The organism is Paenisporosarcina macmurdoensis (assembly GCF_042658845.1).
In the GTDB taxonomy this organism is placed as follows: domain Bacteria; phylum Bacillota; class Bacilli; order Bacillales_A; family Planococcaceae; genus Paenisporosarcina; species Paenisporosarcina macmurdoensis.
On the sequence record NZ_JBHSRI010000018.1, the window covers coordinates 471,352 to 495,349 of the forward strand.

Consider the following 23,998-nt stretch of genomic DNA (forward strand, 5'->3'; position numbering starts at 1 on the left):
TCCGATAAAAACACAAAATTCCTCTTCTTAAAGGCAATTGCTTGTTTAGTATATTTAGTTCAACAAATAGGAGCGTTGATCCATTAAGGATCAACGCTCCTATAGTTAAAGTAGAAGTCTACGCATTTTCTATTCAGCAAGTGATTGTTCATTTTTCTTGATGCTTTTACTCTCTACATATTTTTACTTTGTTGAAGAAGTTTGGATTCTCCTGTCCGTTCCCATTCTTCCACTGTCTTGTATGCTCTTTCAGGAGAAAATCCTTTCCCAACAAGTACTCCCATTAGAATGAATTCTTGAAGAATATGTGTAGAATTTATTCCTCTTTTGACATCTTCTAATCCTTCATTAACTAAATATTTTGTGTGCTGTATCCATTCATCAGGAGTTTTGCCCAAATTTGCAGTGTTTCCATTGTGATGATTTTCCATCATTTCCGCAGCTTCAGCATCTGCTTTTGTCGGATGTACAGTACCAAATGGATGGTTGGGAGGAGCATATATGGAATAAAGTTTTAGTGGGATATTTCCTGTATTTGTTAGGTTATGGTAATAGCCAGCAGGGATCACTATTGCAGAGTCATCGTAGACATTTCTTGTAAAGTTTAAATTGTCTTTACTTTGGCCCATTTGAACAATACCTTGGCCTTGTTCAATTCGTATAAATTGATCAAGGTTAGGATGCACTTCCAAACCGATAGATTCTCCAGCTTTGAGACTCATTAAAGTAACTTGAAAATGTGTTCCTGTCCACAAAGCAGTACGAAACGTATTGTTTTGCAGAGTTGCTTCATTAATATTAACGACATATGGATTCGGTCCATAATCCTTTAACGATATTTCGCCACCATTTGCAGAGTGATAAGTATCCCTTCTGTTAGTATGCTCTACACTACTAGGATATGTTGGGTAAGCTGTTTGTCTTACATGGTTATACATAGGTACAGCTACACAATAAGGGCATTGGCATTGATACATATTAGGAACATAATACATTTTTCACAATCCCTTCACATTTCATTTAATTATCCTATGCAAGCCGTTAAATGAATGTACTTATTATAATGTCTATCTTAACCATCAACATTTTGTTCCTAACTTCCCGCTGGTACATCTGCTCTCTGCCATTTGCCTAATTTTTAAGAATGACAGATGTATTACTTCGAAACATTGTAAAGCGGCATAATGGTTTGTGCTTGAGTCTCTTCATTAATCTGCTAACGTAAGAAATCTTGTAAGTTTACCGTTGTCTTGGGAAACTCCTAACTTTTTAACGAAAAATCAACCTATCCTTTCACATAGCCAAATACAAAGAGGAGCGAAGTGAATAATCACTTCGCTCCTCTTACACATACATTAGGTAGTGTGTCTGGAATCATCACGATTCTACCTAATTAAAACCGTATCAACTTTTATTATTTAATGTAGTTAATCATTTCCTGTTAATTGAGTAGTGGTTGTGTGGCTCATTCGGTTTAAAAATATATAGGATAAGGAAACGGACCAAGCCAGTGGAGTGTTGCCATTTGGGACATTTTTTCCACCGATATATAATTCGGGTATTTCCCAATTATCAGGAATGAGACGTTCCGTTTTATTGACATATTCAAAAGCTTTTTCATACATACCTAATTCAAAGTAACATAATCCTAACCAAGGCAATCCGAAGCACCATTCTGCTTCACTACCTTCATTGTAATATTGATCATTTTGATATCGGATGCAGCCATTCTCTCTTTCAAGGCGTTGTGTAACTCTCTCAATAATCTTTAGAGCTGTTTTACGTTCAACGATACGGTATGGATAAATAAGCGACAACAGCGCTAAGTCGGTATCTTTTGTTGCGCTTTCTCGTGGCAATATAAATCGCAATGTTTCTTCGCCTTTTTGGATAAGTTCATCCTCAACGTGCACAAGCATTTTCACTGATTGCAAGCCAGCCACACATGCGCCGACACTTGAAGCATGCAGTTCCATATTTTCTTCCCACATGCCATTATCATGTGCCTGCCAGTATTGAAGACACTCCAGGTAGTCGACTAATTTTTGGACGATATGCAGATCTTTGTCATCACGAATAACCTTTCGGCCGTTGCTAACACCTTCGCCTACACCCCATAAGAAAGCACCAATAGCATCATTTTGAGCATGGCCCCATTCTTGATTGATCTCCTTTAATTCTGTGGAATAACGAGAGTGAATATATTCAAATAGGTGATACGGTTTCTGTTCACGGTGAATATCGATTTTCCATTCGTACCTTTTAAACAAATCAAATAATGCATGGTACGCTTTTTCATAGCGTTCCGAACTACTTTGTAAAAACGGCAAAACCGTATAAACCACATCACGTATCCAAACGAAATTATAGTCCTGTGAAATACTAGCTGTATAAGCACCATTCGGAAGGCGCATTCGATCCAAAACTTCAATTGCATCATTAATTTTCATATTCAAACACCTCCATAAATTACAACCTGTCAATTATCGTTAACCATTTGTAGTGATTCTAGACACCATCTTTTCATCTCATTAAATAAAAGCGTTTTCATTTTACAATCGTAACAAATAACTACAAATTACGACAGAGATAAGATACTAATTAGTTTATGTAAAAGATTGTTTTTTTCATAAGCAAGCAGACTCAACTCTCGAAATTGTACACTTACTAGTTAAAAATCCTTACATCATGCATTGGTAAACTCCTGAGATTCATTAAAAGGCAATGAATCTATCAAGTACTCATGTGATACCCTATCAGATAGGAACGGAAACCCATTGCGCGATACTATGTGCGTTTTAAAACATTAGATCTCGGTGCTTGAATCCGTTAAAGGCTCAATATGTAGATGAAATTCTATCTTACTATGCATTTTCTGGATTAGTTTTGAGTTATAAAGGATCTTCTTTCAATTCTTGCTCCTTGTTAAATATACAGTGCTATCTCATACACCTCTAAGTTTGTCGAATGAAGAAGTAAAATGGCATAGAAAAAACGGCCATCTCTACAATGAGATGACCGTTTATTTCATGTTGTATATGTCACATATTATTTTTGAATGAATTGTTGAGTCCAGTAATTACCGTTTGCATCGTATCCAATACCAATATGAGTGTATGTTCCATTCATGATATTAGCGCGATGTCCCGGTGATTCCATCCATCCTTTAACGACTTCAGCAGCCGTTCTTTGACCCATTGCGATATTTTCAGCAGCGGCCTTGTATTGAATGCCATTTGCTTTCATTTGATCGAATGGTGAACCTAGTGTAGGACTAGTATGAGAGAAATAGTTGTTGTTGCTCATATCTGCTGATTTTTGACGAGCAGAATTCATCAATGCTGAATCTGTTGCAAGTGCTTTTAAACCTGATTTTGCACGTTCTTGATTTGTTAAAGTTAATACTTGTTGTTCAATGTTTGAAATTGAACCCGTATTTTGTGTTGCAGGTGCTGAAGCAACAGGTTGTGCTGCTGGTGCAGTTGGAGCTGGCTTCTGAGCAACTGGTTGAGCTGCTACAGGCTTAGCCGTTTCTGCTGGCTTCTGAGCAACTGGTTGTGCTGCTACCGGCTTAGCTGTTTCTGCTGGCTTTTGTGCAACTGGTTGTGCCGCTACCGGCTTAGTACCTTCTGCTGGCTTTTGTGCAACTTGCTTAATTTCTGCTTGCGTAAATCCTGCAGCTGCTAGTTGTGCATATAGTTTTTCTAGCATTTCTTTTTCTATGGTCGAGTAATCCACCTGTTGTGCTTGAGTACGTGTTGAGAACTTATAGACAGTTTGAGTCTCAAACGTGGGTGATGAAAATGAAGCTTCTGCTGTTGTAGCTTGACCTACTGAGAACACCATCGCTCCCATTGTTAAACCTAGTAACATTTTTTTCATTTTTTATTCCCCCTTCTGCCACTTAGTCTATCTTTTGAATCTCTCAATAAAATACCTAATCGTTACCAATACTGCCAATCACAACGAAAATGTACTATTTATACAGACTCAAAACATAAATAAATGTGTGGTTTTAGAGGAATTTCCATATGTTTCATCTCAAAAGGTATTGACGTTTTTATAGACAGTCATATAAAGCTTTTTTAACTCCATTTTTAAATTGTCTGATAACCTGCTATTTTCTATTCTCTCATATGCAATTTGCAGTTTTTCTACAGTTGTTTTACGTACACGTGGATGAGTTAACTCATCTAATAACTCCATACGAATGATTCCTTCAAGTTGTTCAATTGTTGTAATTGATGAAGATGCTTGACGGAACGGAAATAGGGTTTGGTATGCTCGAATGATTTCGTTCATCAGTCAATCACTCACTTCCAGGAATATTTAAATGAGCTAGTTGTTCGCCAATAATGACAATAGTAGGTTCCATTTTCACATACTCTGGCAACCATTGAACCATGCCGTATGAATATTGAAAGAGCATTGGGTTTTTTATGCCTTTGATAGGAACATATCCTTTCATTCGGTATATAGTGGACGGTAATGTACGTAACCACTCTTCAAAGGTTTCTTGATCTACAGATTCTTTAAATGATACTAGTCGTGTCGACAACGCAAGTTCTTGACCCACTCTCGCTTTGTTAACGTCTTTATCACTAACGGTACCTGCTAAACTTTCTAATATGGACAATGGGCATTTAGCGTGTGATGTTTGAATTAAAGTAGCGGTTGGATTAAAACTTTGCAATTCGAAGGTGACCTTTGCTTGTTGAGCTTCAGATAATAAATCCATTTTATTGGCTAACAGTAAATGGGCATGACGAATTTGTTCTAAAAATAAAGAGCGCATTTGTGGTGGCAATAAGTGTCGATCGAGCCACCTCATGCTATCTACAACTGTCACGATTCCTTTTACATTCAATTGATTTGCAAATAACGGAGAATAAACAGCGTCTAATGCTTCAACTGGATGTGCAGCGCCAGTTGTTTCAATAATAAGCACATCGAAATTTTCACCTGTTAATAAAGTTTGCAGCTGTGCTTCTGTTTTCTCGGAGCCCGAACAGCAAATACAGCCTTCTAACATTTCTTTTAATGGAATGTCTTCCTCGATTGCTTGTGAATCAAAAGGCAGTTTTCCTAACTCATTCATTAAAACAGCAGGCTTCAACCCTTTTTCTTTCAATTGACGTATCGTGTCAGTTAGTAAAGATGTCTTTCCACTTCCTAAAAACCCACTAAATAAATAAACATCCTTCATATCATTCATCCTCACTTATGTAAAAAGCTGGCCTCAACTTGCAGGCCAGCTTTTGTTTATTTTGCTAAATCTTTTATTAATAGATCTTTTGCTTTTAATAATTGTGGATCATCTTTTTCAATTTTCAAACGTAAACGATCCATTAAAGCATAAGTCGTATCACCCGTTAAAATACCGGTTTCATCGAGTTTTGCTTCTTTTTGCAATTGCTTAACAGCTGTTTCTGTTTGATCATCGAATAATCCATCCACTTTACCACCATCAATGCCAATAGCAGTAAGCATTTCTTCTGCTGCTTTAACTTGATCTGATAAAACGCCGTTTTTCATTTCAACTGATGCGTCCAAATAAGGCAATTTCGTATATGTTGGATACTCTACTTTCACATCCGGAGCTATACCTTTTTCATGGATCCAGTTGCCATCAGGCGTTAGCCATTTAGCAGTTGTGAATTTCATATTTGAACCATCATTTAATTCATTTGCCGTTTGTACGGTACCTTTACCAAACGAATTCAATCCAACAAGTTGCGTACCAGCCGATTCACTCATTGCGGCTGCTAGTATTTCTGAAGCAGAAGCACTACCCTCATCAATTAATAATGAGACTGGTACTTTTAATTTCTTACCATCGGTAGCTAAGTAAATTTCTGCATCTTGATCTTTTTCTTTCGTTTGGAATAGAGGCTTGCCATCTTCAACAAACAGATTAGAAATATCGATGGCTGACGTTAATAATCCACCTGGATTTTGTCTAACATCTAGAACTAACGCTTCCATTCCCTTATCTTCCATTTCGGTAAGAGCTGTTAGTAATTCATCATATGTGTTTTGTGAGAAACTTGTAATTTGAATATGTGCTACATTATCTTCGAGCATTTCAGCATAAATCGTTTCTATAGGAATTTCATCACGAACGATTTTAATTTCCAATGGTTCGGTCATTTCACCACGTTGAATAGTTAACGTTACTGAAGTTCCTTTTTCACCACGGATTAATAGAACGGCTTCAGATGCACCCATGCCTTGAATATTTTCACCATCTACTGCAATGATGTTGTCATTCGTTAAAATCCCTGCTTTTTCAGCTGGTGAATTCTTAATAGGTGATACTACTGAAATTACGCCATTACGTTCTTGTATTTCAGCGCCAATTCCTTGGAAACTTGAAGAGATACTTTCTTCAAATTGTGCTGCTTCATCTTGATTCATATAATCCGAATAAGGATCGTCAAGCGCATCAATCATCCCATTGATTGCTCCATTAACTAATGATTCTTGATCAATATCTGCATAGTAATCAGATTTCAACTCGTCATATGCTTGGTATAATTTCTGAAACTCTCGTCTTTCAGGTGAACCTACTTCGACTACTTTTTCATCGCCGAATGTTAAAGCAAATATCGTTAACCCTGCCGTACTGAGAATTAAAGTAAAGATAAGCATGATGAAGAAGAAAGGTTTCAAGCGAATATATTTCCCCGCTGGCCCATCATGTCGATGTTGTTCTGACTGGTCTGTTTGTTGTTCAGGATTGTTGTCTTGTTCATCCATTTCATTCACCACTTTCAAATCGAAAACATTAGAAAATATGTTTCAATAGTTATGTATAGTTTATCAGTAAATAAGCTTAAACGGAAAGAAAAGGCTGTCAAAAAACAGATGACAGCCTTTACTCCATGCCTTGATTAATCTTGGATTGCAGCATCTAATGCTACAACAATCATATCGTTAAATGTTAATTGACGTTCTTCCGAAGTTGTAACTTCACCAGTCAATAAGTGATCACTTACAGTTAGGATTGAAAGTGCTTGGCGACCGAATTTAGCTGCTAATGTATAAAGTGCTGAAGACTCCATTTCAAGCGCTAAAATTCCGTATTGAGCCCACTTTTCATGCTCTGCATGCTCATTGTAGAAAACGTCTTCTGTAAATACGTTACCTACTTTAAGATTTAAGCCTTTTTCAACTCCAGCATTATATGCTTTTAACAATAAGTCGAAATCAGCTGTTGGTGCAAAATTGATCCCATTGAAAATGATTTCATTCATTTTCGAATCAGTTGAAGCACTTTGTGCAAGAATTACGTCGCGCACTTTTACGTCTTTGTGAATTGATCCACATGTACCCACGCGGATTAATTTTTGAACATCATATTCAGCCATTAATTCCGTAATATAAATAGATATAGATGGTACTCCCATTCCTGTCCCTTGAACAGAAATACGTTTTCCTTTGTAAGTACCAGTGTATCCAAACATGTTACGAACTTCATTGTATTGAACAACGTCTTCTAAAAACGTTTCTGCAATGTATTTCGCACGTAATGGATCTCCTGGTAGTAAAATCGTATCGGCGATATCGCCTTTTTTAGCATTAATATGAACACTCATTTTTTTACCCTCACTTTATAAACATTTCCGTACTATCATACTGTTTTTTAACAGGAGATGCAAATGGTCTTATGTATATCGTGTTATTTCTTTTAACAGTTTCGATTCAAGAGACGCTAAATCAGTTTTTGACAATGTTAAGCGAATAAAAGATTCGTCCATATTTAGTGCTTCTGAAAATAAACTACCTAAACCACGGACTTTTCGATCTACTTGAATTAGTAATTCAACTTGGTCCAATCCTTTATAAATGAAAGTAAATTCAATTTCATCAAACTTCCCTCTAAACGGACCCCCATTTGCAACAAATTCAAATTCCTGAACAAATTTAGTTAGTCCTCTGTAAGCCCGAGGAGCTTCTTCACAATCGACATTACGTAATTTCAACCCTAAATTTTGAGCAGCTGTTAAACCCGCATGAATAAAAGCATTTGGTCGAATTTCAATCATGTCTTTATCTCCAGGGTCGACAGAATTTTTAATATCTAGACCAGTTTGTAGCCAAACACGAGTTTTACCCATCGTTACAGGAGTATTTAATGGAAGATTAAACGAAAAAGGAAAAATTTTCTTCTCATCTTTTTCAATAATAAATGGTTCGTTTACCATATGAGAATAGATGGACACAGATTCGGTATATTTTTTATCGTTCGCTTCACGTTCATATGTCGTGTAAACATTGATATAAATTGATTTTACCGATTGTGAAGTATTACCTCCTTCTATCTCAGTCACGCCAGATATGAGATCCCCTGACATAAAAGTTGAATCACTTAATTTAGTATCTACTTTTGCGTTTCCAACTCCTATAGACGCTAAAACTTTATTGAAAAAAGACATTACTGTATTCCCCCTAAAATAGTTGTATCTATTCTACTGTTGGAAAGCGACATTGGTTTCAAATAATAACCACAATTCATCAAAAATTGATGCGGACATATCTGAATGGGCTAATTCTTCAATGTATCTTGAAATTTCTTCAAAATCATTTGATTGTTTTGGGAACGATAAATCATAAAACATTGCTTCAGCAAACATCGCCAGTTTGTCTGAAACTGGTCCTCCTCTAAATGTAAGTGCATATTTATAAAATGAATGATTCATAATTTCCCTCCAAATATTTAACGTTGTTTACTATATATACATGATTTTGAGGATGAAGTAAAAACAAAAGAATAAGTTCGATAAGAGTAGCAACGTTTTGAATCTATTTTGTTTTTAAGAATTAGTGTGAAGAACTGTCCACTTCTTTCTGAAAATGGCTATACTACTCTTTTGATTTTCGTTACAACGAACTTCCATGTTTCGAAGCTAGCATAGCGATGCAGAAACAGAAACAGGCGGACGCCTTCCACTACAATGAGATATCCAAGTAACCACCTTAATGATCGCTGTGAAGGTATTTTAAAGATTTTGTGAGAAGTCCGCTTTTTTTCATGATTTAGAGGATGAAACAGTGATTTTCGATTCAAATCATCCCAAAAACTCTGTCAATATAGAGGATATTTCTCATGATTAACATTTAGTAGTAAAAATCACAGGTTTAGATGTAATAGTAAGTAAAGATTGTCGTCACACTTGTTGGTCTCATTCTTCAATAAGTTGATTCTGCTAGTTGAAAAAAATGAAATTTTTTGTTTGTTATAATTTCAACCGAATTCATTCATGGCAAAATAAACGAAGCAGAAAGAGGTCGAAATTGCATCTTCGACCGAACATCTACTTAAAGAAACCTTCTATTCTATAGTAAATTTTTATTGTACGTCCATGTTGCAATAGCGTGAAGAAAGCACACCGCAGTAGGATAATCTAATTTAAAGAGGATACGTTACTCGAAGTTCCTTAACTTCGAGTATAAAAAATAGTAGCACAAACCAACGGCATTGGTTTGTGCTACTAATGTTAAATATAGTGTTGATTAAAATTGGGATACGTATTCGCTGTATCCTTCTTCTTCTAATTTTTCTTTTGGAATAAATTTTAATGATGCTGAATTAATACAATAACGCAATCCTTCTGGACCAGGACCATCTGGGAATACGTGTCCTAAGTGTGAGTTAGCTGTTTTACTTCTTACTTCCGTTCTTTTCATACCGTGAGAAGCATCAACATGTTCTGTCACTTCTGGACCTTCTATCGGCTTACTAAAACTCGGCCATCCACAACCTGCATCGTACTTATCCTTTGAACTAAATAATGGCTTGCCGGAAACGACGTCTACATAAATACCTTCATTAAACTGTTGGTCATATTCATTACGATGAGCTGGTTCCGTACCATTTTCTTGTGTTACATGAAATTGCATAGGTGTTAGTTTATTTTTCAATTCTTCTTTTGACATTGTTATTCACCCCACATTTTTTGTTTGAAGCCAGCTCTACCTGAGCCCACTTGATAGCGGTTGTAGTGCGTTGGATTTTTTTTATAATAATCTTGATGGTATTGTTCTGCTGGATAAAAGGGTTTTGCTTCTAGAATAGGTGTGACAATTGGTTTTGAAAACTTGCCACTTGTTTGCATTGCTATCTTAGATGCCTCTGCAATTTCTTTTTGTCTGTCACTATGGTAAAAAACCGCTGATTCATACGATGAACCTCGATCATAGAATTGACCACCTGGATCGGTAGGGTCAATTTGCATCCAAAACAATTCGACAAGCTGCTCGTATGGGAACACGCTAGAGTCAAACGTTATTTGGACAGCTTCTTTATGTCCTGTTGAATTTGTACATACTTGCTCGTATGTAGGGTTTTCTAAATCTCCACCTGTATAGCCTGAAACAACCGCATGAATCCCGTCATAAGAATCAAATGGTTTGACCATGCACCAAAAACAACCTCCTGCAAACGTTGCTTTTTCTAAGCTCATAAAGACGACCTCCTTTAATTATTCGGAACCAGTATTTCGAGTGTGATTTCATCTTGTTCCAAATTAAATTCTTTCGCTCTCACTTCAACATCCGATTTCATAGGGATGCGAGATAGATCGATATAGACATCCTCTTCCTCAGGACGAACAATCATCCATTCAGGTAAGGATACGGAATCTTTCAGTAACTTTAACACGGTTTCGGGTGGAATTTCTAATTTACCGACTTCGACGCCTGTTTGGACTAATCTCAAATTGCCATCTGGTTCTACCACGGGATCGAATTTCATAATAACTGGTAACTTAATCGAGAAAATTGTGAGTTCCGTTGATAATAGAATTTGGTTCTCAACGCTTAATTTAACAGGTAAAGGTTGCGTATTCATTGCTTCCATTATGTAAGAATTTGCAATTCCTTCAAAATCTTTTTTCGTTGTTTTTACTGTCAATACATGCCCCTCGGAAGCTGCTTGTGGTTCAGGAATGACTGTTTTTTCTGAAGGTGTACTAATCCAGAAAACAAACATGACCGTTGCGGTAATTAATAGTGCGATTAGTAATAGAAAAGCAACTTTCCATAGGTTCAAAATTATTCAACTCCTTAGAAATCCATTTCCCCTTTTGTTAATTGATTTAAACCGCATGATTTTAGGGATTTGAGTACACGGTTTGTCATTTGTTCATAGCCTTTACTATTTGGATGGAAAAAATCCGTATGGTAAACCATTGTTGAATTCGAATTAAACAAATCGTCTACCGGAACAAAACAGGCATTAATATCACTGTACGCAAGATTACTAATTGTATTGTTCCAGTCCGCTAATATTTGGTCAAATTCATTTGCTTGATCAGTTACAAGTGAAAAAGGATTATATAACCCTAATAAGATAATGGGGCTGTCTGGGTTAAGTTTACGAATTTCTGATAATATTTCTCCGTAACGGTTTGCGAATACAAGTAATTCATTTTGGAAGGCATCCACACGCAATTTAAATAAATCTTGTTTTACTATACGCATAATGTCATTGCCACCGATTGTCATGACAATTACATCTGCTTTTTGAACAGATTCATCTATTTCACCAGATCTTAGTTGCTTTAACAATTGATCACTACGTCTTCCACGTTTTGCTTCATTCCACAAATCAATTTCACTAACTCCTTGGAACGTCTCCATCTCAGTTGCTAATCGACCAAGATAGCCCCCCATTTTAAGTTCGTCACCAACTCCTTGAGTCAATGAATCGCCTAGGCCAACCAGAATCTTCTCTTCCTTAATAAACATATTATTTAAAGTGAAACTTTCCAGTTCAATCGACTGTCTTGGTGTGAAATCTACTTTACTTGCTTGGTCAAATTGACATCCTGTCAAGATGAATAAACTCACCAAGATGACAAGTATCAACTGTTTTATCATGATACTCTCTCCTTCTCATATTAAAAGCAGGGATCGCTCCCTGCTCGTTTACATTCTTTATTCAACCGTGTACATAAAACCAATTGCACCAATTCCCGTGTGTGTACTAATAACTGGTGAGGTAAATGCAACTTGCACATCATTAAAACCAGAATCCTCAATTAATTTTTTCAATGGATCTGACATTGCATAGCCATTTGCTTGTGACAATCCAACATATTTAACAGTTTTACCAACCGTGTCGTCAATAAATTGTTTAAAAAGATACTGAACCACTTGTTTGTGACTTCTTGCTTTATGGACAGGGGTATATTCTCCGCCTTCAAGAGACGCAATAGGTTTAATGGAGAGTAATGAACCAATTAACGCTCTTCCTTTTCCTATTCGTCCACCCTTGACTAAATTATCAAGTGTATCAACGACCACAAACAGTTTTGTTTTTTCACGTACATTATCCAAGTGTTTGACTATGTCTTCAACAAGCTTACCTTGTTGTACTAATTGGGCAGCTTCAATTACTTGAAATGATAAAGCATATGAAATAAAACGTGAATCAATCACTGTGACATCAGAATTAGTGATTCCAGCAGCAGCTTGAGCCGACTTTACTGTCCCGCTCATTCCCCCGGTCATATGAATCGAGATAATTTTGTCTCCATTTTTTCCTAGTTCATCATAAAGTTCTTGAAAAACACCAACAGCAGGTTGTGAACTTTTCGGAAGTTCTTTTGACGTTCTCATCATCTCTAGAAAAGACTCCGCTTGAACATCTATACCATCTATATACGATTTTCCATCAATCTGTATGTTGAGTGGCACAACATGTATCGAATATTGTGCAAGTTGTTCTGTTGTTAAGTCAGCTGTTGAATCGGTTACAATATGAATTTTTGTCATCTCAGTCACACCCTTCTACACATATCTTTATTATAAAAATATGTTCAGGTTCTGTAAACTATTAGTAATTCGCAAGTCTAACGTAAAAAACAGATGCTATTGTTGGGGCATCTGTTTTTTCGTGTCTTGCAGTCGTTTTACTTCTAGTGCAATTTTCTGTTGAACATGCACGATTAATTCTTTTGACGAAAGTTCCTGAATAATTTCAACTGAAATAGGTGGTAACACAGATATTAGGACATGAGCAGGTTTAATTTTATTTTTATTGTTTTCCATAATGTCTGAAGTTCCAGCAATGGCAATTGGAACAATTGTCACCTGTGCTTCTTTGGCAATTCGAACAAAGCCAGACTTGAATTCTTGTACCCCAGTCCCTTTGCTACGGGTTCCTTCAGGGAAAATGATCATCGAATGACCCGCTTGTAAGGTAGATACCATATCGGTTATTGAACGCATTGAACTTTTGCGGTTAGTTCGATCAATAAAGACGCAGTTCATGACTTCCATCCAGTCTTTAATAATTGGAAGTTTCTTCACTTCGACCTTTGACATAAAAGCAAAAGGTTTTGGAATATGTGCAATGAGTGAAGGAATGTCAAAATTCCCTTCATGATTGCTGACGAAAAGTACAGTTTCTTCAGGAATTAACTCTAATCCTTCAATTTGAAAAGTACTTTTTGTTCGTTTTAGAATGCCTTTCGCCCATTTTTTTGGCTGCTGGTGTACGAGTTCATCATAGTCTTTTGTAGTAAGTTTATCTTTTTGTCGTTGGATTTTGCGTAAGTCTCTTAAAGAAAATGGCAAGTATCCAAATAGAAAAGAAAAAGTTCGTAGTGAATTATACATCTAATTTATTTAGACCCTTTCGTTTAAACAGCATATATGTATACTGAATCCCGCTATCCGTCGTATTTTGGTCTGAAGTTGAAATGGGTTCCCAATCTTGTTCATATGACGGGAAATAGGTATCGCCTTCATACTCGTGTTGAATAAGCGTGATATACAGAAGGTCTGCATACGGTAAAACTTCTTTAAAAATTTGCTCCCCACCAATAATCATGACTTCTTCATGATGTAGGTTAGCAGTTTTTATCGCTTCTTCAATCGAATGAACAACTGTCACGCCTTTAGCTTCATAAGATGTGTTTCGTGTAATGACGATATTTAAGCGACCTGGCAAAGGTCGTCCAATTGACTCAAATGTACTGCGCCCCATTACAATGGCTTTTCCTATTGTTTTTTCTTTAAAATAAGCAAGTTCGTTAGGAATATGCCAAGGCATTTTATTGTCCTGTCCAATGACGCGATTAAGATCATGGACTACTATCAATGAAATCATGATTCTCCCTACTTTCTACACAGCAATTGGTGCTTTAATTCTTGGATGTGGATCGTAGCCATCTACTGTGATATCACTTGTTTCTAAATCAAAAATAGATTTTTTATCATTTGAAATTGTCAATGTTGGTAGTTCACGTGGTTGACGTGATAGTTGCTCATTGACTTGGTCCATATGGTTTGAATAAATATGGGCATCGCCTAGAGTATGGACAAAATCGCCCACTTCTAAATTACATTCTTTTGCAATCAAATGTGTTAATAAGGCATACGACGCGATGTTAAAAGGAACCCCAAGAAAAACATCTGCACTACGTTGGTACAATTGACAAGATAATTTCCCATCAGCCACATAAAATTGGAAGAAAGTGTGACATGGCGGAAGCGCCATTTGATCTACTTCTGAAGGATTCCAAGCCGTCACAATATGTCTTCTTGAATCTGGATTTTGTTTAATGGACTCAATAACGTTTTTCAATTGATCAATTGATTGCCCGTCTTTTGATGGCCATGAACGCCACTGACGACCATAAACAGGTCCCAAATCACCGTATTCTTCGGCAAATTTATCATCAGTTAATATTTTTTCTCTAAAAATAGTCATTTGTTGATCCACAATCTGTTGAAATTGGTCATCCTGAGCCGCACGTCGTCCAAAGTCTGTCATATCTGGCCCGTCATACTCTTCACTTTTCACCCATTTTTCAAAAGCCCATTCATCCCATATATGATTTCGTTCTGCTATTAACGTTTTGACGTTCGTATCACCTTTAATAAACCATAATAATTCAGAAGTAATGAGTCGCATTGCCGTCTTTTTGGTGGTCACTAAAGGAAACCCTTTGCTTAAATCAAATCGCATTTGATAACCAAACATACTCTTCGTACCAGTTCCTGTTCGGTCATTTTTCACCGTACCCTCAGCTAAAATGGTTTGACATAATTGTAGATATTGTTCCATTTGCAAAAACCCCCTATTAATAGGCATGTAAAAAAACCTTCTTCAAGTATACTTGAAAAAGGTTTTGTATGTATTAAGAAAGCCATTTTGGCGGCATATTTTTTGACCAATAAATATCACCTAATGTGTAGTGTTTGGCAAATTGGTCTGAAACAGAGTGATAATGAAAATTAAAGAAATACCCTTCTTGCGGCTTACGGTCAGTTCTTACATGGAAACGAATAACATCAGAACCCGTCATTGTGTCGTAAATATGAAAAATCTTCTCACTATGATCACCTGAAGGATTCTCACTTATTGCTAAGTAGTTAAGAGATTCATTGTCCATATCTAGTAATGTCCATTGAATAGCTTCTTGAATTTTCGGGAAAATGATATCGTCAAATTCATTCGTAATAACTGGCCCAATGCGTGAACCGAATTTAACTAATGACTGTTCTTTTGCTTGAATAATGGCATCTTCAATAAACGTAGAGGGTTTTTCTTCAAACCACTCTATTGCATATGTATCTTGCGTATTTTGAGAAGATATCGATTTCTGGTTCGCTTTGTCATCTAGTAAATTTTCCCAAATAATATGGCTGGGAGAGATTATACCAAAGGTTAAAAGAGCGACAGCTACGACTAATGTCTTCTGAATCCAATTTTTCATTCATGATCACCCACAAGTTTGTACAATTTTTAACAACTTATAATACGTATTACGAAATCAAGCATGAAAAGGTTTCATCTTTCTTCAATTCATTGTACAATAAAGTTGCAGAAACAGCTTCGTTTTTTTTTAGCTAGGAGGAATTATTATGGACATGCATACAGTTATCGGAATTGGCTTATTAGTATTGCTCGGTTATATTACTTCTTTATGCTTTACAGACTGATTAAAAAAAGCTGCACTCATTATTGAGTGCAGCTTTTTTCTATGAAACCATAATGAAATTTAGTGTTAGGACGAATGATTTGATGAAAGCCAAATTGTTCAAACCAAGGCGACCTAAATTGAGCTTTTAATACCACCCGTTTTTTCGCCACACGCTTTGCCTCGTTCACCCATTCAATCGTTAATGCATCTTGCACGCCTAAAGAACGTAATGGGCTTATATTAACAGACTCTGTGATTGACGTTTCAAACATCGGATCCATATAAATCACATCAACCGACTCATCAGCCAATGTTTTCAAATAGGAAACTGCATCAGTAGATACAACTTGAATTTTATTCATATATGCTTGAAAATCAATATATTCAGTACGACCTTTTTGAAATGCCTCATGCAAAATAAAAGCCAAAACAGGATTAGCCTCACATCCCGTTATGCAACCTGATTCTCCGACTGCAAAGGCAGCAACTAAACTATCAGATGCATAGCCTAGGGTACAATCTAAAAACGAATCTCCTGTTTGCAATTGACACACTTCAAGTAAGGGATCTCGTTCCCCTCTCTCAACCCTCTTCAAACGAAACATCGCTGAACTAGGGTGATAAAAGAAAGGTTCTGTGGAGGTTTGCCCATAATACTCCCAGCGACTCTTCGAAGCCACTAGAACGTCACTTTGGTAATATTGTTGTAATTGTGTGACTGTCCTTTTTTGACGGTCGATGTATGGCAAGTCCAATTGAAGTGCTGCAGTTTTCGCTAATTGCTTTGTAAAATCAGTTGGTCGCCCAGCTGTGGTGACAATGGTTTTCATTATGCCGTTACTTGATTGAGTACTTCCACTAAATGGTCTTTAATTTGTTCCATTGGAAACCCTTCAATCTGCTCACGTGGAATAAAGTATGCCAGTTTGCCATCTTTCACAATTGCGATAGACGGTGAGCTTGGTGGTACTTCTTCGAAATATGCACGCATTTGATAGGTCGCATCTTGATCTTGACCTGCAAATACAGTTACTAGATGTTCAGGTTTGTTTGTCACTTCGTTTAACGCTTCAGCAACAGCTGGGCGTGCTAATCCAGCTGCACAACCACAAACGGAATTAATCATAACTAGAGAGGTACCTGTTGCTTGTGACATGTGTTCGTTCACCATGTCTGCATTTGTTAGTTCTTTAAAGCCAACATTCACTAGTTCAGCTCTCATTGGTTTTACTATTTCTTTCATGTACTCATCGTATGCGTTCATGTGTTTTCCCACTTTCTTTTTCTACTCGCTTGATATATATGCCTTTTCATTATCTATCATAACTTGTATTTGATATCTTTTCACGTATTCGTGTTATTTTTATGCTTTCTTATGATTTTTTGATTACCTAGTTTTTCGGATTTAAGTGATGCAGAGTGGCTTTCAGTACATTTCGTGCGTATCTTTTGCTGGACCTTGATTAGAGAATAAAGAATGGTAAAAAATTTTCACTCTGATATAGAAGTTTCCAGTACAATGCTGACGCTCTATCTACTACACCAAAATCTCAAGAATAAAAAGTGTGAGCATTTGACTTCGTCAATCGTCCACACTATCTATAGAGAAATCAAAATAATAAAAGAAAATTTCCACTCTTAGACTGAGAGGTTTTCAGTGCGCTTCGGACGTATCCTCCACTGCACCTTGGTCTAGAGAACAAAGAGTGTGGGCTTGTGACTTCGTCACTTCACCCACACTTGCTTTTTTCAGATCATCTTGCTGCGGATGTACGTCCTTCGCTCCCTTGCAACCTGGATGGGCACAGTTAGGATCGTTTGGTTTACTAGGGAATCGTTGGTTTCTTTCTATAGATATTCGGCCGAAGATGATATTTCGGCCTCATCCTGCTTTATTTATTCTAAGGATTTGTGTTAAAAGTAACGCTATAGAAAATCGAGCGATGACTTTCATCAGCACTCTTAACTCTCGTGGGCTCGTTAGTGTTAAAGATGGTGTCGATTTATAAGTAAACCGAAATTAATGAAAAATTTACCCGAAAGCGATGAAAGTAGCCAAGCCGCAAAATTACCTGTAGTAGTTATAAGGGTGGAGCATAGTGCTTTCCAAAGCTCTCTGGAAAACTGAGTTATGATTGTTTAAACAGGAGCGCAGCGAAAACAAAGCTATTCAAAAGTTCTTAGATTGGAGAAATCGCGTAAAGCTTTTGTGACTATTTTTTGTGTGGAGGTTGTTGTTTCAATAAGTGAACTAGGTGCTGAGATGAGTTTGAGCGATAAATCTCTAGATTGAGCGATAAATTTATCACAATTGAAATTGCACCTCAAAAGACGTCTCATTACTAGTTGACTAGTCATGATACAGCCCCCACACAACCATATGAAATCTCGGCTCTTCCATACATAACAAAAGGTAGTGAAAAGTGTCCGCATCACTTTTCACTACCTTATTTCTAGTTTAAATTAATTTCTTGATTCGGTCATTTGTTTCCAAACTGACCCTTTTGCTTCTTCGCCTTGCTCGATTCGAGCGATGGCCATGTTTACTTGTAATTTCACTTCGAATTCGGCATCTTCTGTTGCTTGGTGAAGTGCAGGAAGTGAATTTTCAGTGCCTGTTTCATACAGGAACATCGCTGCTCTCCATCGAACCAGTTTGTTTTTATCGCCTAAAGCAAGTTTCATGGCATCTTCAAATTGTGGGAATCCAAGATCGCTCATGCAGTCTCCAGCCGTACGTCTGACTGATGGACTTTTGTCTTGCAAAGCTTTTTCCATATAAGGAATAACACTTTCGTCGTCAATCATCCCTAAGTACACTGTCGCTAGTCGGCGAATGGACATTTGGTCATCTTGTAAGGCTTGGTCAAGAAGTGCGTAATCATTTACAGACGGATTAGCCATTTGGTCAAGTAATTGGAATCGATCTTGCCACGCGTCTAATTGGAAATCCTCTAAGGAAACGTGACGACCTCGTGCAATACTTTCATTTTTAGGACTTTTTGCGTCTTCAATTAATTGTTGTAATCGGGAATCTGGATAGGTAGCTTCAATTTCTTCTTTGATTTGTTCGGCAATGTCTTTCTTATCACCGTAACGCACACCAAAATCTGCCCATTTACGCTGCAAGATGTAATTTTCGTCTTGCTCTTTCATACTTGCATTCATCGCTTCAACAAAACGAGGTGAAAGTCCTAAACGTTCTTCAGCAGTTTGGTCGAATACTTTGACTTGAAGTGGAATACCTTTAATTTGTTGGACATGCACGGTTACTTCACCAAAGTGTTCATTTAATTCCTTATCACTTTCAACTGCCGCATGCTTCTCACCAAAAACAGTACGCACTTCTGCTAAAATTTGTTCCCAGTCATTTTTAGCAAGACGCTCAATCGCTAAAAAATCTGCAACATGGTAAATTCCTTTGACACCTTGAATATTTAATATGGAAAGAATCTCTTTTGGAGCTTCTAAGTTTTCATCTTTTTTATAATTAAAACTTTTCCCAAAAGGAAGTTCAAAATCCACAATAACTTTCATTGTATTTGGACTTGGTGTTGGTTCAATTGTAAGTATTTTCACGCAAAATCCCTCCTACCCATATTGTACCATTAGCCAATAACTTCTTGAAGATATGTCCATCGTTCAATTAATTGATTGTATTGTTCATTTAAAGCTTCTAAGTGGCTTGTAGCTTTTTGAAGTTTCTCAAAATCTGCGCCGGCAGATTCAACATCTTTTTCAGCAACGGTAATGGCACCCTCTACTTTTTCGATGTCAGCTTCAATGGTTTCCCATTCTTTTTGTTCTTTAAATGATAATTTCTTTTTTGTTTCTTTCGTTTTAACAGGTTCTGGTTGTTCTACTATAACAACTGGTTCAACCATAATTTCTGGTGCTTGATCTAGGAAGTCAGAATAAATCTCTTGTACTTCACGTGTATTTCCTTTTCCATCAAGTACCCATAATTTATTCGCGATACGATCTAGGAAGAAGCGATCATGCGAAATCGTAATAACAACACCCGGGAATTGTTCGATGAAATCTTCTAGAACTGATAACGTTTGAATGTCTAAATCATTTGTTGGCTCATCTAATAATAAAACGTTTGGTGATTCCATTAATAATTTTAATAAATGAAGTCTCTTACGTTCCCCACCTGATAATTTACCAATCGGAGTTCCGTGACCATTGAGTGGGAATAAGAAACGCTCAAGCATTTGTGCAGCTGATTGTCTTATACCATCAGCACCTTCAATATCGTTTGAAGACTCTCTGACATATTCAATCATGCGTGTATTTGGATTCATTGGCGGGATGGTTTGCTCAAAATGAGCGATTTTAACGGTTTGACCAACACTCAATTCCCCACTATCTGGCATGATTTTCTCAGCTAACATATTGATAAGCGTACTTTTCCCAGCACCATTTGGTCCTACAATACCAATACGATCACCTGGTTGAAGTAAGAATGAGAAGTCTTTAATGATTTGTTTATTGTCATACGCTTTTGACAAATCAATTCCTTCAAGCACTTTTTTCCCTAGACGAGTTGTTGCTAGTTTCATGTCTAGAGAAGTATTGTCATTGTTGCGTACCATTTGTTCGTCCAATTTGTCAAAGCGTTGGATACGAGCTTTTTGTTTAGTCGTTCTTGCTTTGGCACCACGACGAATCCATTTTAATTCTGCACGGAAACGGTTTTGTAGTTTTGACTGAGAAGAAGCCGCCATATCTTCACGGATTGCTCTAGCTTCTAAATAGTCTCCATAATTTCCACGATGTGTATACATGGTTTGGTCAGCAATTTCATAGATATGTGTAGATACACCATCTAAAAAGTAGCGATCATGGGTAACGAAAATAATCGCACTTGATAGACGCGCTAGACTTTCTTGTAACCATTTTGATGATTGCACATCTAAATGGTTAGTAGGTTCATCTAATAATATTAAATCTGCTGGTTCCACTAACACTTTTGCTAATGCAACACGTTTAAGTTGTCCACCAGAAAGTTCATTTACTTTTCGATCGAACATGTCTATTCCAAGGTTTTGCAAGGCAGTCTTAGCCATTGCGTTAATATCCCAAGCATTATTTAGATCCATTTGAGATTGGATTTCCATATACGCATCCTGATATTCAACAGATGAGGAATCCTCATTTAACTTATCTAAAGCTGCTTCATACTTTCGGTTAGTGACTAAGGCAGGTGAATCTCCACTAAATACTGCTTGAAGTACAGTTAAATCATCATCAAACTGAGGATCTTGCTCTAAAAATGCAATTCGGTATTGATTAGGATGGTCCATTGTTAAACTATCCGCTTCAATTTGTTTCGAAATGATTGATAGGAAAGTCGATTTTCCTGTACCGTTTACGCCAATTAAACCTGCACGTTCACCAGCATAGATGGTAAAATCGATGTTTTCAAATAATGTCTTTTCTCCAACCGTCTTTGTTAAATTTGAAACTATTAAATGGCTCATAATTTTTCACTCGTTTCTATTTTAAGTTGGTCAATAAATGCCAACATAAATTCATGTCTTTGCAAGGCTAGTTTTTTTCCTGTCTCGGTTACCATTAAATCTTTTAACAGTAATAATTTTTCATAAAAATGTGTCACAGATGATGTTTCTTTTGAACGGTATTCTTGTTCAGACATATTCACTCTTGCGGTTTCTGACCAGTCATATAATTTTCTGCCTTTTGCGCCACCAAAAGCAAATGTTCGAGCGATTCCGACTGCACCAATAGCATCCAGTCTATCTGCATCACGCACAATTTTCGCTTCGATTGTTAGTGCTTCTTTTTCGTGACCACCACTAAAAGAAACTGATTCAATTATATCAACAATCCATTGGCGATCAGTTGGCGATAGTTGCAGTTGATCTAATATTGCTGTCTCTTTTGCTTTACCTTCATTGCCACTATATTTAACGTCACTAACGTCATGGAGTAATACTGCCAGTTCTATGATATCAAGACGCACTAATCCTTCTTCTTTACTAATCATTTGTGCATTATGTCTGACACGTTCAATATGTTGAAAATCATGACTAGCATCAAAATGAAGATAAATATCTTTTACTAAGTGTTCACATTTTTCAATGGCATTCATTTGGTTCTACCTTCCTTACCGAGCGACTAAACTCACTAATTCTATCATTGCATAGATTACATTCTATTCGCAACAGAACGATTCGACAAATAATTGACTAGGTTCGACAAATAATGTATAGTATAGCCATCCATTCACAGAATATTTTGTGTGTTGCGGATCGAGAAATTGACATTTCACTCTACCCCTACGAGGAGGAACGTTCATGCATCATGGCAAAGTAAAATGGTTTAACACCGAAAAAGGATATGGATTTATTGATTATAATGATGGTGACGATGTGTTTGTCCATTTTACTGGAATCCAAGCAGAAGGGTTCAGAACGTTAGAGGAAGGTCAAGAAGTGTCCTTCGAAATTATCGAGGGAACTCGTGGTCCACAAGCCGCAAATGTGTTAATAATTTCATCATAAGATGACCCACCAATCCTTCGATTGGTGGGTTTTATATGTGTATGTTATTTCGTTTTTACTTTATTCAATTCTTGACCTAAAAATTTCAACTGATCCCCGACCGTACAACTATTAATACAAAAACGATGTGCTAATGTTTTTCCACCGTTTGATTTTAGCTCTCTTTTAATGAAGCAACCATCACAATAAGTCTCAAGCAAATCATCGATTTCATTGATAACTGTAAGTTTATTCAATTGCTTCACCCTTTCATTATAGACTTACTTGCCTACATTGGTATGTTTTATATCGAAAACCTGTCAAAAACATAGCTTTATCTTACACCTGCATTGCTTTTACTTGCAACTGCCATTATAATTGTCAGGTTGGAAATCAAGACATGTTTATACGCGGTTCGCTAGCTCCCGCGTTATCAAAACTACAGGAGGATATATATGTTTAATGAAGTACTCGGAATAGGTTTTGCTATTTTGAACATGATATTCGTATTACTCATGTACAAATTTTTTGGCAGAACAGGATTGTTTGTATGGGTTGGATTTGCAACCGTTTTAGCAAACATTCAAGTAGTAAAACTCATCGAAATTTTTGGATTAACCGCTACACTTGGGAATGCTGTATACGGAAGTATTTTCTTGGTTACCGATATCTTAAATGAAAAATACGGTAAAAAAGAAGCAAAAAAAGCCGTGTGGTTAGGATTCTCATCTTTAATTATGATGACGATTATCATGCAGGTTGTTTTGCAATTTGAACCTGCTCCCGACGATTTTGCACAAGAGTCGCTAACGACGATTTTCGGCTTAATCCCACGAATCGCACTTGGTAGTATGATTGCATATATCATAAGTCAATATACAGATGTTTTTATCTTTAGTTTCTTACGTAAATTATTTCCTTCTGACGGCGCATTTTGGATTCGTAACAACGGTTCAACGATGCTCAGTCAATTGCTAGATACGCTCATATTTACTTCCATTGCATTTTTAGGTGTCTACCCGACAGATGTTTGGATTAGTATATTTATTTCTACTTATGTATTGAAATTCCTTGTGTCAATTGTTGGTACTCCTTTTGGATATTTAGCAAAACGTATAACACCAGTGGATGAAAAATAGGGAGTTGAATGTATGCTTGAGGTATATATTGATGGAGCGAGTGCTGGAAATCCCGGACCAAGCGGTGTAGGGATTTTCATCAAAGGAGAAGGCCATCAGCTTCGATTTTCAAAGTATGTGGGGATTTACGATAATCATACGACTGAATTTATTGCTTTATTACGAGGTCTAGAGGAAGCACAAAAACTTTCCAAAGAGTTCATATCTGTCAGGTCTGATTCACAGGTTGTCGTTGCTGCTGTTGAAAAACGATTTGTTAAAAGCCCCGTGTATAAAGAATGGCTAGATCAAGCTTTAGAGATTGCTGATACATTTGATTTCTTCTTTATTAAATGGATTCCGTCTAAGTCAAATCTTGCAGCTGACCAATTAGCACGTCAAGCTATTATACGAAAAATGGACTCTTGAGCGC

General features: G+C 36.8%; 27 protein-coding genes. 3 read left to right on the forward strand and 24 right to left on the reverse strand.

Annotated features, from left to right (window positions below; all coding sequences use genetic code 11):
* Window positions 1–173 precede the first annotated feature (173 nt).
* From ACFPYN_RS12130 to ACFPYN_RS12240, 23 genes are all read right to left on the reverse strand, one after another.
* Window positions 174–995: a cupin domain-containing protein gene (locus ACFPYN_RS12130; protein ID WP_377734495.1), complete on the reverse strand. Its 822-nt coding sequence runs from the start codon at window positions 993–995 to the stop codon at window positions 174–176.
* Window positions 996–1,427: 432 nt separating this feature from the next.
* Window positions 1,428–2,450, reverse strand: coding sequence for a glycoside hydrolase family 15 protein (locus tag ACFPYN_RS12135; protein ID WP_377734497.1), 1,023 nt, complete (start codon window positions 2,448–2,450; stop codon window positions 1,428–1,430).
* A 598-nt stretch (window positions 2,451–3,048) separates the two neighbouring features.
* Entirely contained in the window at window positions 3,049–3,882 is an 834-nt protein-coding gene (locus tag ACFPYN_RS12140; RefSeq protein ID WP_377734499.1) for a CAP domain-containing protein, read from the reverse strand.
* Window positions 3,883–4,041: 159 nt separating this feature from the next.
* Window positions 4,042–4,302, reverse strand: a complete 261-nt coding sequence (locus tag ACFPYN_RS12145; protein WP_377734501.1) for a hypothetical protein — start codon at window positions 4,300–4,302, stop codon at window positions 4,042–4,044.
* Between the two features lie 7 nt (window positions 4,303–4,309).
* Window positions 4,310–5,206 (reverse strand): CobW family GTP-binding protein, encoded by an 897-nt coding sequence (locus ACFPYN_RS12150; protein WP_377734503.1) that lies wholly within the window; start codon window positions 5,204–5,206, stop codon window positions 4,310–4,312.
* Window positions 5,207–5,262: 56 nt separating this feature from the next.
* Window positions 5,263–6,759 carry a lmo1851 family serine protease gene (locus tag ACFPYN_RS12155; protein WP_377734504.1) on the reverse strand — a complete coding sequence of 499 codons (1,497 nt, stop codon included), beginning with the start codon at window positions 6,757–6,759 and terminating at the stop codon, window positions 5,263–5,265.
* A 134-nt stretch (window positions 6,760–6,893) separates the two neighbouring features.
* Window positions 6,894–7,598 carry a purine-nucleoside phosphorylase gene (gene deoD, locus ACFPYN_RS12160; RefSeq protein ID WP_377734506.1) on the reverse strand — a complete coding sequence of 235 codons (705 nt, stop codon included), beginning with the start codon at window positions 7,596–7,598 and terminating at the stop codon, window positions 6,894–6,896.
* 69 nt (window positions 7,599–7,667) lie between these two features.
* Window positions 7,668–8,438 (reverse strand): sporulation protein, encoded by a 771-nt coding sequence (locus ACFPYN_RS12165; RefSeq protein ID WP_377734507.1) that lies wholly within the window; start codon window positions 8,436–8,438, stop codon window positions 7,668–7,670.
* 33 nt (window positions 8,439–8,471) lie between these two features.
* On the reverse strand, window positions 8,472–8,702 hold the full coding sequence (locus tag ACFPYN_RS12170) for a YozE family protein (protein WP_377734508.1): 231 nt from the start codon (window positions 8,700–8,702) through the stop codon (window positions 8,472–8,474).
* A gap of 814 nt (window positions 8,703–9,516) precedes the next feature.
* Complete coding sequence (gene msrB / locus ACFPYN_RS12175; RefSeq protein WP_377734509.1) at window positions 9,517–9,939, reverse strand: peptide-methionine (R)-S-oxide reductase MsrB; 423 nt, start codon at window positions 9,937–9,939, stop codon at window positions 9,517–9,519.
* A 2-nt stretch (window positions 9,940–9,941) separates the two neighbouring features.
* Window positions 9,942–10,466: a peptide-methionine (S)-S-oxide reductase MsrA gene (gene msrA / locus ACFPYN_RS12180; RefSeq protein WP_377734511.1), complete on the reverse strand. Its 525-nt coding sequence runs from the start codon at window positions 10,464–10,466 to the stop codon at window positions 9,942–9,944.
* 14 nt (window positions 10,467–10,480) lie between these two features.
* Window positions 10,481–11,053, reverse strand: coding sequence for a YpmS family protein (locus tag ACFPYN_RS12185; RefSeq protein ID WP_377734513.1), 573 nt, complete (start codon window positions 11,051–11,053; stop codon window positions 10,481–10,483).
* Window positions 11,054–11,067: 14 nt separating this feature from the next.
* A complete protein-coding gene (locus ACFPYN_RS12190; protein WP_377734515.1) occupies window positions 11,068–11,883 on the reverse strand; it encodes a GDSL-type esterase/lipase family protein in 816 nt (271 codons plus the stop codon).
* A gap of 57 nt (window positions 11,884–11,940) precedes the next feature.
* On the reverse strand, window positions 11,941–12,780 hold the full coding sequence (locus ACFPYN_RS12195) for a DegV family protein (RefSeq protein WP_377734517.1): 840 nt from the start codon (window positions 12,778–12,780) through the stop codon (window positions 11,941–11,943).
* A 96-nt stretch (window positions 12,781–12,876) separates the two neighbouring features.
* A complete protein-coding gene (locus tag ACFPYN_RS12200) occupies window positions 12,877–13,626 on the reverse strand; it encodes a lysophospholipid acyltransferase family protein (protein ID WP_377734519.1) in 750 nt (249 codons plus the stop codon).
* Complete coding sequence (locus ACFPYN_RS12205; RefSeq protein ID WP_377734520.1) at window positions 13,619–14,119, reverse strand: dihydrofolate reductase; 501 nt, start codon at window positions 14,117–14,119, stop codon at window positions 13,619–13,621. Before ACFPYN_RS12205 ends, ACFPYN_RS12200 begins: the two co-directional genes overlap by 8 nt.
* 15 nt (window positions 14,120–14,134) lie before the next feature.
* On the reverse strand, window positions 14,135–15,079 hold the full coding sequence (locus ACFPYN_RS12210) for a thymidylate synthase (protein WP_377734521.1): 945 nt from the start codon (window positions 15,077–15,079) through the stop codon (window positions 14,135–14,137).
* A gap of 73 nt (window positions 15,080–15,152) precedes the next feature.
* A complete protein-coding gene (locus tag ACFPYN_RS12215) occupies window positions 15,153–15,731 on the reverse strand; it encodes a YpjP family protein (RefSeq protein ID WP_377734523.1) in 579 nt (192 codons plus the stop codon).
* A 245-nt stretch (window positions 15,732–15,976) separates the two neighbouring features.
* Entirely contained in the window at window positions 15,977–16,768 is a 792-nt protein-coding gene (locus tag ACFPYN_RS12220) for a class I SAM-dependent methyltransferase (protein ID WP_377734524.1), read from the reverse strand.
* Complete coding sequence (locus ACFPYN_RS12225; protein ID WP_377734527.1) at window positions 16,768–17,202, reverse strand: BrxA/BrxB family bacilliredoxin; 435 nt, start codon at window positions 17,200–17,202, stop codon at window positions 16,768–16,770. Before ACFPYN_RS12225 ends, ACFPYN_RS12220 begins: the two co-directional genes overlap by 1 nt.
* Before the next feature lie 1,199 nt (window positions 17,203–18,401).
* On the reverse strand, window positions 18,402–19,517 hold the full coding sequence (locus tag ACFPYN_RS12230; RefSeq protein ID WP_377734529.1) for a conserved virulence factor C family protein: 1,116 nt from the start codon (window positions 19,515–19,517) through the stop codon (window positions 18,402–18,404).
* A gap of 29 nt (window positions 19,518–19,546) precedes the next feature.
* Complete coding sequence (locus ACFPYN_RS12235) at window positions 19,547–21,424, reverse strand: ABC-F family ATP-binding cassette domain-containing protein (protein WP_377734530.1); 1,878 nt, start codon at window positions 21,422–21,424, stop codon at window positions 19,547–19,549.
* Window positions 21,421–22,056, reverse strand: a complete 636-nt coding sequence (locus ACFPYN_RS12240) for an HD domain-containing protein (RefSeq protein WP_377734531.1) — start codon at window positions 22,054–22,056, stop codon at window positions 21,421–21,423. The genes ACFPYN_RS12235 and ACFPYN_RS12240 overlap by 4 nt, the downstream gene beginning before the upstream one ends.
* 205 nt (window positions 22,057–22,261) lie before the next feature.
* Between ACFPYN_RS12240 and ACFPYN_RS12245 the strand changes: the two genes are divergently transcribed.
* The gene (locus ACFPYN_RS12245) at window positions 22,262–22,468 is read left to right on the forward strand and encodes a cold-shock protein (protein ID WP_377734532.1); all 207 of its coding nucleotides are present in this window, start codon (window positions 22,262–22,264) and stop codon (window positions 22,466–22,468) included.
* A gap of 44 nt (window positions 22,469–22,512) precedes the next feature.
* On the opposite strand, the gene ACFPYN_RS12250 is transcribed toward ACFPYN_RS12245, so the two are convergent.
* A complete protein-coding gene (locus tag ACFPYN_RS12250) occupies window positions 22,513–22,704 on the reverse strand; it encodes a zinc-finger domain-containing protein (protein WP_377734533.1) in 192 nt (63 codons plus the stop codon).
* A 198-nt stretch (window positions 22,705–22,902) separates the two neighbouring features.
* Here ACFPYN_RS12250 and ACFPYN_RS12255 point away from each other — a divergent pair, with 198 nt between their 5' ends.
* Window positions 22,903–23,586, forward strand: a complete 684-nt coding sequence (locus tag ACFPYN_RS12255; protein ID WP_377734534.1) for a queuosine precursor transporter — start codon at window positions 22,903–22,905, stop codon at window positions 23,584–23,586.
* 12 nt (window positions 23,587–23,598) lie between these two features.
* Window positions 23,599–23,994, forward strand: coding sequence for a ribonuclease HI family protein (locus ACFPYN_RS12260; protein ID WP_377734535.1), 396 nt, complete (start codon window positions 23,599–23,601; stop codon window positions 23,992–23,994).
* Window positions 23,995–23,998 lie beyond the last annotated feature (4 nt).